11 protein-coding genes and 1 tRNA gene are annotated in these 8,924 nt (G+C 60.8%); 6 read left to right on the top strand and 6 right to left on the bottom strand.

Features of this window, described 5'->3' with window-relative positions; translation table 11 throughout:
• The first annotated feature begins 163 nt into the window (after window positions 1-163).
• Both QZ522_RS15350 and QZ522_RS15345 read left to right on the top strand, forming a co-directional pair.
• Entirely contained in the window at window positions 164-1,384 is a 1,221-nt protein-coding gene (locus tag QZ522_RS15350) for a cysteine desulfurase (protein ID WP_294613490.1), read from the top strand.
• A gap of 51 nt (window positions 1,385-1,435) precedes the next feature.
• Window positions 1,436-1,512: transfer RNA gene (locus QZ522_RS15345), tRNA-Arg, on the top strand.
• 53 nt (window positions 1,513-1,565) lie between these two features.
• Here the strand turns inward: QZ522_RS15345 and QZ522_RS15340 are convergent.
• Entirely contained in the window at window positions 1,566-1,745 is a 180-nt protein-coding gene (locus QZ522_RS15340; RefSeq protein ID WP_294613487.1) for a hypothetical protein, read from the bottom strand.
• Entirely contained in the window at window positions 1,742-2,284 is a 543-nt protein-coding gene (gene hpt, locus QZ522_RS15335; protein WP_294613485.1) for a hypoxanthine phosphoribosyltransferase, read from the bottom strand. The genes QZ522_RS15340 and hpt overlap by 4 nt, the downstream gene beginning before the upstream one ends.
• An 82-nt stretch (window positions 2,285-2,366) precedes the next feature.
• Here hpt and QZ522_RS15330 point away from each other — a divergent pair, with 82 nt between their 5' ends.
• Window positions 2,367-2,813: a type II toxin-antitoxin system RatA family toxin gene (locus QZ522_RS15330; protein ID WP_294613482.1), complete on the top strand. Its 447-nt coding sequence runs from the start codon at window positions 2,367-2,369 to the stop codon at window positions 2,811-2,813.
• A 60-nt stretch (window positions 2,814-2,873) separates the two neighbouring features.
• On the opposite strand, the gene QZ522_RS15325 is transcribed toward QZ522_RS15330, so the two are convergent.
• The 4 genes from QZ522_RS15325 to QZ522_RS15310 form a co-directional block, all read right to left on the bottom strand.
• Entirely contained in the window at window positions 2,874-4,052 is a 1,179-nt protein-coding gene (locus tag QZ522_RS15325; protein ID WP_294613479.1) for an ammonium transporter, read from the bottom strand.
• Between the two features lie 151 nt (window positions 4,053-4,203).
• Complete coding sequence (locus QZ522_RS15320) at window positions 4,204-4,683, bottom strand: nicotinamide-nucleotide amidohydrolase family protein (protein ID WP_294613475.1); 480 nt, start codon at window positions 4,681-4,683, stop codon at window positions 4,204-4,206.
• A complete protein-coding gene (locus QZ522_RS15315) occupies window positions 4,680-5,177 on the bottom strand; it encodes a phosphatidylglycerophosphatase A (protein ID WP_294613472.1) in 498 nt (165 codons plus the stop codon). Before QZ522_RS15315 ends, QZ522_RS15320 begins: the two co-directional genes overlap by 4 nt.
• A complete protein-coding gene (locus tag QZ522_RS15310) occupies window positions 5,168-6,316 on the bottom strand; it encodes a bifunctional 2-C-methyl-D-erythritol 4-phosphate cytidylyltransferase/2-C-methyl-D-erythritol 2,4-cyclodiphosphate synthase (RefSeq protein ID WP_294613469.1) in 1,149 nt (382 codons plus the stop codon). The genes QZ522_RS15315 and QZ522_RS15310 overlap by 10 nt, the downstream gene beginning before the upstream one ends.
• Window positions 6,317-6,474: 158 nt before the next feature.
• Between QZ522_RS15310 and dusB the strand changes: the two genes are divergently transcribed.
• The 3 genes from dusB to QZ522_RS15295 form a co-directional block, all read left to right on the top strand.
• A complete protein-coding gene (gene dusB / locus QZ522_RS15305; protein WP_294613466.1) occupies window positions 6,475-7,476 on the top strand; it encodes a tRNA dihydrouridine synthase DusB in 1,002 nt (333 codons plus the stop codon).
• Entirely contained in the window at window positions 7,473-8,534 is a 1,062-nt protein-coding gene (locus QZ522_RS15300; protein WP_294613463.1) for an ATP-binding protein, read from the top strand. The genes dusB and QZ522_RS15300 overlap by 4 nt, the downstream gene beginning before the upstream one ends.
• 15 nt (window positions 8,535-8,549) lie before the next feature.
• The coding region (locus QZ522_RS15295) for a response regulator (protein ID WP_294613460.1) at window positions 8,550-8,924 on the top strand (375 nt) is incomplete at its 3' end.

Here is an 8,924-nt window from a genome sequence, read left to right as displayed (position 1 = left end):
CTTTTTGGCATATTCATCTTTGTCAACTTCATCAACGAAGCCCATCGACTTGGCTCGATCTGGCGGGCTTTGGGTGTGTTGATGATGGCAAGCATCACTATAGCGCTTGCGCTGTCTTTTCTGATTGGTCTTATTGGACCTTCCTCCTTAGGGTTATCCGCCAATGTATGACGTGGACAAAATTCGCTCTGATTTTCCAATTCTCTCACGTGAGGTGAATGGAAAACCGCTGACCTATTTGGATAATGGCGCATCTGCGCAAAAGCCGCAGGTGGTTATTGATGCAATCACGACCGCCTATTCCCAGGAATATGCCAATGTGCATCGCGGGCTGCATTACCTCAGCAACCTGGCCACCGAAAAATACGAGGCCGTCCGCGGCACGATCGCGCGCTTTCTTGGCGTGGCCGATGAGCATCAGATCGTGCTGAACTCGGGCACTACCGAGGGCATCAATATGGTGGCCTATGGCTGGGCCATGCCGCGCATGGAGGCAGGTGACGAGATCATCCTGTCGGTGATGGAACATCACGCCAATATCGTGCCCTGGCATTTCCTGCGCGAACGCCAGGGTGTGGTGCTTAAATGGGTCGATGTGGATGCGCGTGGCTATCTTGATCCGCAAAAGGTGATCGACGCGATCACGCCCCGCACCAAGCTGATAGCAATCACCCAACTTTCCAACGTGTTGGGAACCAAAGTTGATGTAAAAGCCATCTGTGACGCGGCCAAGGAACGCGGGGTGCCCGTGCTTGTCGACGGAAGCCAGGGCGCGGTGCATATGCCGGTGAATGTCGACGAGATCGGCTGTGATTTCTATGCCATAACCGGGCACAAGCTTTATGGGCCCTCGGGGTCGGGCGCGATCTTTGTCAGGAAAGAGCGGATGGCCGAAATGCGCCCCTTCATGGGGGGCGGTGACATGATCCGCGAGGTCAGCAAAGAGGCGGTCACCTATAACGACCCACCGATGAAATTCGAGGCCGGAACCCCCGGCATCGTTCAGACCATCGGCCTTGGGGTCGCGCTCGAATACATGATGGGCGTCGGCATGGCGGCGATTTCCGCCCATGAATACGACCTGAGCCATTATGCGCAAACCAGGCTTGCCGGGCTGAACTGGATCTCGCAACAGGGCACCTTGCCGGACAAGGCCGCGATCTTTTCCTTTACCATGCAGGGTGCCGCCCATGCGCATGATATTTCGACCATTCTGGACAAGAAGGGGGTCGCAGTGCGCGCGGGCCATCATTGTGCCGGTCCGCTGATGGATCACTTGGGGGTGACGGCCACATGCCGGGCCTCGTTTGCCATGTATAACACCCGCGCAGAGGTCGATGCGCTGATCGACGCGCTTGAGTTGGCACACGAGCTTTTTGCCTGATTTTTGCGATTGCGGGGCAGGGCGTGCCCCGCTATACCACGCCGCAGAAGTGGACCCATAGCTCAGCTGGATAGAGCGCTGCCCTCCGAAGGCAGAGGCCAGAGGTTCGAATCCTCTTGGGTCCGCCATTTTCTGTTTTGTTGTGCGTTTTCATGGCCTTTACCTGATTGGTCAAAGGTGTTCAGGGACGCCAGGCGCGGCCTTGCGGTTCAAGGGTCAGGGCCTCTGGCCAGCCAAGGAAATATTCGATTCCGCCAATCGCCAGGGCGAGCCCGATCACCACCAAAAGCATGCGCCGTCGATTGCGCCCCGGCGGATTGCGCGCCCAACGTGCCATGCGCAACAGCCAGGTGATGGTCACGGCTCGATAAAGCGCACCTTGCCTATATAGGGCAGGTTGCGGTTTCTCTGGGCAAAGTCGATGCCATAGCCGACGACGAATTCGTCGGGAATTTCAAACCCGGTCCAGTCAGCGCGAATATCGGCTTCACGCCGCGATGGTTTGTCCAAAAGGGCAATCGTGCGCAGCTTGTGCGGCCTGCGACTGTTGAGCAGGTTGAGCACGTGAAAAAGCGTGTGACCCGTATCGACGATATCCTCGACAACCAATACGTCGCGCCCTTCAATGTCGCCGCGCAAGTCCTTGAGAATACGCACTTCCCGGCTACTTTCAGTGGCGTTTCCATAAGACGAGGTTTCGACGAAATCCACCTCGACCGGCAGATCAAGTTCGCGTACCAGATCGGCGATGAACACGAAAGAACCGCGCAACAGGCCGACGACGACAAGCTTGCCGGTCTCGGCGAACTCGGTCTCGATCTCATGCGACAGCGCCTCGATCCGGGCGGCGATGCGTTTGGCAGAGATCAGTTTATCTATCACATACGGACGATCCGGCATGACACCCCCTTGAAATTTCCGGCCCAGTCTATGACAAAGCGCGCCACTGTCACGCGAAAACCACTGTAAATCCGGGGCCCTTATGCCATCACATTCCGAGACACGGACGCTGCGCTATTCGGCGGACCAGATGTATGGGCTGGTGGCCGATGTGGCCAGCTATCCCAAATTCCTGCCCTGGACCGCCGCCTCGCGGGTCCGAAGCGTGACACCGCAGCCCGACGGATCAGAGGTGATGGAAGCCGATCTCGTGGTCAGCTTCAAGGTGTTCCGCGAGCGATTCACTAGCCGCGTCGTGCTCTGGCCCGAGCAAAACCGGATCGAAACCGAATACCTTGACGGGCCGTTCAAGCACCTCAAGTCAAACTGGCAGTTCCGCGATATAGAGGGGGGGTGCGAGGTCGCGTTCGATGTTGATTTCGCGTTCAAGAACAGGTTGTTGCAATCCGCGGCTGACCTGTTCTTCTTTGAGGCCATGAAGCGGATCGTGCGCGCCTTTGGAGAGCGCGCGGATGATCTTTACGGATGAGGGAAACTGAAAACGGGCCCGACGATGGGGCCCGCTTTGCATGCATCTGTTGCGCTTGATCTAGCTGCTCATGTCATAGGCCCGTTCGCCGTGAACGCTTAGGTCAAGACCGTTGGTTTCGGTCTCAAGATCCACCCGAAGGGGCGTGACAAGCGTGACCAGCTTGACCAGAGTAACGGTAACCACCGTGGTGAAGATGCCGACGATGGCCAGCGACCCAAGTTGCGCCGCCCAGCTTCCGGCACCAAAGGCCGCGATCATGATGGTGCCGAAAATGCCGCCCACACCATGCACAGCGAAGACATCCAGCGTGTCGTCGATGTTCAGCTTTTCACGGATCAGGTTGACCGCTTCCTGACACAGCACCCCGGCAATGGCGCCGATGATCAGGGCCTCGACAGGGCCGACAAAGCCGCTTGCGGGTGTGATCGAGGCCAACCCCGCAATGGTGCCGGTCACAATGCCCACAAGCGAGGCGCGCCCGAACTTGATCTTTTCCCAGAGCGCCCAGCTAAGCGAGGCGGTCGCCGCCGAGATATGCGTCACGGTCAGGGCCATTGCCGCGCCGCCATCCGCCGCAAGCTGAGAACCACCGTTAAAGCCGAACCAGCCAACCCAGAGCATCGCCGCCCCGATCATCACGAAGCCCGGGTTATGCGGCGGCGTGGTGCGGTTCTTGCGCGCGCCAAGCATCACCGCGATGATCAGCGCCGCCAGGCCCGCGGTTTCATGCACCACAATCCCGCCCGCGAAATCCCTGACGCCGGTTGCACCGAAGATACCGCCATCCGCCAGAAACCCGCCGCCCCAGATCCAATGGGTCACTGGCGCATAGCACAGCAGCATCCAAAGCCCGGAAAACAACAGCACGAAGCCAAAGCCGATCCGCTCGACATAGGCGCCGACGATGAGCGCGGGCGTGATGATGGCGAAAGTCATCTGAAAGGCAAAGAACAGAACCTCGGGCAGGGTGCCCGAGAGACTATCGGCAGTGACCCCGCCCAGGAACATCTTGCCCAGGCCACCCCAGACCGCGTTGCCCTCGCCAAAGGCGATGGAATAGCCCGCGACAAGCCAGAGCACGCTCATCAGGCAGGCAATCGCATAACACTGCATGAATACGCTCAGCACGTTTCGCGCGCGCACGAGTCCGCCGTAGAACAAGGCCAGTCCAGGCAATGTCATGAACAGCACCAGCGCCGTTGCCACAATGATCCAGGCGGTATCCGCTCCGTTCATCTCTTATCCTCTCCGTGAGTGGTTCCGTTTGCGACGGTTCAACCGAATGCGGAGCGATAAAAAAAGCGGCAATTACGCCTGAGGGCGCTCAAGGAGCAGGCAATGTGCAAAACGCCCAATGAATAGGCGGCATTTGGGGCATATGCCCAAATTAAGCGCGATTCCGGTTTACGGCTTTTGCCAGAAGGTCAAGCGCATGCGCGGTGCTGGCCTGCCGCACGCCGTCACGGCCAAGGGCGCCAAAGTCGATGGTTTCAACCTGCATATCCGCGCCTCTGCGCGCCAGACCGAAACAGACCCGCCCTTCGGGCTTGTGCCCGGACCCGCCGGGACCGGCAATGCCGGTGATCGACACGGCTATATCGGCAGCCGAATGGCGCAGGGCGCCTGCCGCCATCTCTGCGGCCACTTGTTCGGAAACCGCGCCATGGGCGTCAAGCGTGGTCATGGCAACGCCAAGCATGTCCTGTTTGGCCGCGTTGGAATAGGTCACGAAACCCCGGTCGAACACGTCCGAGGACCCTGCAATATCGGTCAGCCGCGCCGCCACCATTCCGCCGGTACAGCTTTCGGCGGTGGCGATGCGCAGCCCCTTTTCGCGCGCCTGCGACAGAAGATCGGCCACGTTCATGCCCCCAACAGCCCATGCGATATCGCGGCCCCCGCCATCACGCAAACTGCGGCGGCGATACCGGCGAAAATATCGTCAAGCATCACGCCAACCGCATCATTGCGCCGGTCGGCCCAGCCAATCGGGCCGGGCTTGAGGATGTCAAATAGCCGGAACGCCACAAAGGCCGTGACCCAGCCCGGCCAAAGTGCCAAAAGGTCCGCGCCCGCGTGCGCCGCCCCGATCGAGACCGGCAGAAATGCCAGCCATTGCCCGGCCACCTCGTCGATCACGATCTCGGAGGGGTCATGATTGTCTTTTCCGTTTGTTTCCCGTGCAGTAGCCCAGACACCTAATGTGAATGAAGCGACCACGCCAATCGCCAAAAGCACCGGCCCGCCCAGAACGTGCAGGGCCCATGCCGCAGGCAGTGCTGCAAGAGAGCCCCATGTTCCGGGAGCCGGGCGCAGATGTCCGACCAGGAAAAACGTTGCGATCAAATGGCTTATGCGCATGACTTCACCAATGTTACGGCGGCCTGCGCCGCGATGCCCTCTTCGCGTCCGGTAAAGCCAAGGCGCTCGGATGTGGTTGCCTTGACCGAAATCCGATCCATCGCGACGCCGGTGATATCGGCCAAGGCGGCTTGCATCGCGGCGGCATGAGGCGTGATTTTAGGGCGCTCACAGACAAGAGTGACGTCCATGTTGTTGATCCTGAACCCATGTTCCATCGCAAGGGCAACGGCGTGACGCAGGAAGATATGGCTTGCGGCCCCCTTCCATTGCGGATCGCTTGGCGGGAAATGACGGCCGATATCGCCCATGGCCAGCCCGCCGTAAATCGCATCGGTCAGCGCGTGCATGCCGACATCGGCGTCGGAGTGCCCCTGAAGGCCGCGCTCATGAGGGACGGCGACGCCACAGAGCATGACGTGATCGCCCGCGCCGAACCGGTGGACGTCAAAGCCAGAGCCAATGCGGATATCCATGTCAGTCCTCAGTATTTTTTCGGCCCGTGCAAAATCGGGCGGGTGGGTGATCTTCAGGTTGCTCTCGTCGCCCTCGATGATACCAACGTCAAGGCCTGCGGCGCGCGCGACCTCTACATCATCGGCCGCATCGCCGGGATGGGCGCGGTGTGCGGCAAGTATGGCCTCAAAGTCAAAGGCTTGCGGTGTCTGGGCGCGAAAAAGGCCGGTGCGATCCCGGGTGCCGGTCACCTGGCCCTCGGCGCCGATCCAGAGCGCGTCGGTCACGGCAAGCGCCGGGGCGATGCCGGCGGTGTTGGCCGCCAAAAGCTGCGTCACCACATCCGAGATATGCGCCGGTCGGACACAGCAACGGGCGACATCGTGAATAAGGACATGCGAGACACCCGAACCGGTCGCGGCCAGGTATTCAAGCCCGTTGCGTACCGATTGGGCGCGGGTTTCCCCGCCGGGCGTCACCTCGTGTTCCGGCGTGGCGGGTAACAGGTCAAGGTCATCGGGGTGCAGCACCACCAGGATGCGATCAATCTCGGGGGTGGCGCGGAATGCCGCAAGCGTCCAGTCGATCACCCGGCGACCGGCAAGCGGTTGCCATTGCTTCGGGATCGGCGTGCCGGCACGGCTGCCTCGGCCTGCGGCGACGATGAGGGCGGCGATTGTCATGACCCATGATTTAGGCCTCGGCGCAGACAAGCGCAATGGCCGTGCGCGTGCCTAAAAAATAGGCAATTGCGCCCTGACTGGCTTGCAGATAGGCCTGTGGACATTGTTTAAACGCGGGTTCGGCGCTAGAAGGGCGTAACTGCACAAGGATTAGGCATGTGAGTCTGCACCCGATTACGCAATCAAAGGCACCCCCGGTCCTTCTCGCCCCGCTGGCGGGAATCACCGACTTGCCGTTTCGCACCATCGTCTCGCGGTTTGGCGCGGGTCTGGTTGTGAGTGAAATGATCGCCTGTCAGGAAATGGTACAGGCCAAGCCAAGCGCGCGCGACAAGGCCGAGCTTGGGTTTGGCATCGAAAACACCGCTGTTCAACTGGCCGGCCGCGAGGCCCATTGGATGGCCGAGGCCGCGCGCGTGGTCGAGGCCAATGGCGCGCGGATGATTGACATCAACATGGGCTGTCCCGCCAAACAGGTCACAAGCGCCAGCGGCGCCGGCGCCAGCGGATCGGCCCTTATGAAAGACCTTGATCATGCGCTTGCCCTGATCGAGGCGGTGGTGGGCGCGGTCGAAATACCGGTTACCCTCAAGACCCGGCTGGGCTGGGACGATGCGCTTATGAATGCGCCCGAACTTGCCCGGCGGGCCGCTGGAGCAGGCGTGCAGATGATTACCATTCATGGGCGCACCCGCTGTCAGTTTTACAAGGGCCGTGCCGATTGGGCCGCCATTCGTGCCGTGAAGGATGCCGTTGCCATTCCGGTGATCGCCAATGGCGACATCACCGGCCCTGATACTGCCCGCGAGGCGCTGCGTCTTTCGGGTGCCGATGGGGTGATGATCGGGCGCGGGGCGCAGGGTCGCCCTTGGGTTCTAGCCGAGGTCGGTTCTGTGCTTTTCGATGGCCCCGCGCCGCTGATTCCCGAGGGGGCGGCGCTCGCCAATCTGGTGGGCGAACATTATGAGGCAATGATCGCGTTTTACGGGGCCAAACTTGGCCTTCGGATCGCGCGCAAGCATCTTGGCTGGTATATGGACACCGCAGGAACCGGACCGGGATTGAGGCGCCGGATCCTGACCAGCCAGCGGATCGACGAGGTTCTGGCGCTGATCCCCGAGGCGATGACCTGCGCTGAGCACGAACAGGTGGCGGCATGAGTGATCCCGATGCAATCTGGGCCTCGCTTCCGGTGCCGGCCCTGGTGCTTGATGAAAATGACATGATCGCGCGGATCAATCCGGCGGCCGAAGGGTTTTTGATGACCTCGTCGCGTGCCCTGATCGGCCAGCCGGTCTGGGACAAGCTGGCGGTGAATGCGCCGCTCGAAGAGGCCTTTGAGAGGGCGCGTGCCAATAATGCGCCGCTTTTTGTCAATGATGTCGATGTCGGCAATGGCGAACGCGCACCGATGCAGTGCAATTTGCAGGTTTCGCCGCTGGCCGGGCAGCCGGGGCATATGCTCATGCTGATCAGCCCGCGCGAACTTGCCGGGCGCATGACCCAGAACAGCAGCGTCAAGGCTGCGGCCAAATCGGCGATCGGCATGGCCGAGATGCTGGCCCATGAGATCAAGAACCCGCTGGCCGGGATCACCGGCGCGGCCCAGCTTTTGTCGATGACACTTAGCCCCGAAGACCTCGAGCTGACCGATCTGATCGTCAGCGAAAGCCGCCGTATCGTCGCCCTGCTTGAACGGGTGGAACAGTTTGGCAATATCGTTGCGCCGGATCTCAAACCGGTGAACCTGCATGATGTTCTCGATCGTGCGCGGCGCTCGGCGATGCTTGGCTTTGCGGCGCATATGTCCTGGACCGAGGATTACGATCCCTCGCTGCCGCTGGCGCTTGGCGATGCGGATCAGCTTTTGCAGGTGGTGCTGAACCTCCTCAAGAACGCAGCCGAGGCCGCGGGTGGCAAGCCGGGCACGATCCGCCTGCGGACATATTACGAGCAATCGCTGCGCGTGCGCGGCCGGGATGGCACGGAAAAGGCCCTCCCGCTTCAGATCGAGATCATCGACGATGGTCCCGGACTTCCGCCTGCGATTGCCGAGGATGTGTTCGACCCCTTTGTATCGGGGCGTGAAAACGGCACCGGGCTGGGGCTGGCGCTCGCGGCCAAGATCATTTCGGATCACGACGGCTGGATTTCGGTCAATTCGGTACCGGGACGCACCGTGTTCCGGATTTCGCTGCAACGAGCAGAAACAAACTGATAAGGAGCTTGAACGATGGATGGCACGGTACTGGTTGCGGATGATGACCGCACGATCAGGACGGTTCTGACGCAGGCCCTTACACGAGCCGGGTGCAAGGTGCATGCCACATCAAGCCTGACCACGCTGATGCGTTGGGTCGGCGAGGGCAAGGGCGACGTGGTGATCAGCGACGTGATGATGCCCGATGGCAATGGCCTTGAGATGCTGCCCAAGATCGCCCAGGACCGACCCGGATTGCCGGTGATCGTGATTTCGGCGCAGAACACCATCATGACGGCGATCAAGGCGGCCGAGGCCGAGGCCTATGATTACCTGCCCAAGCCGTTTGATCTTCCGGATCTGATGAAACGCACGGCGCGAGCACTCGACCTGCCTCAACTGGCCCTG

Origin of the sequence: uncultured Roseovarius sp. (assembly GCF_913054395.1) — a bacterium.
Lineage (GTDB): Bacteria > Pseudomonadota > Alphaproteobacteria > Rhodobacterales > Rhodobacteraceae > Roseovarius.
The sequence above is the reverse complement of the archived record's forward strand: the minus strand, read 5'-3'. Positions and strand labels throughout refer to the sequence as shown.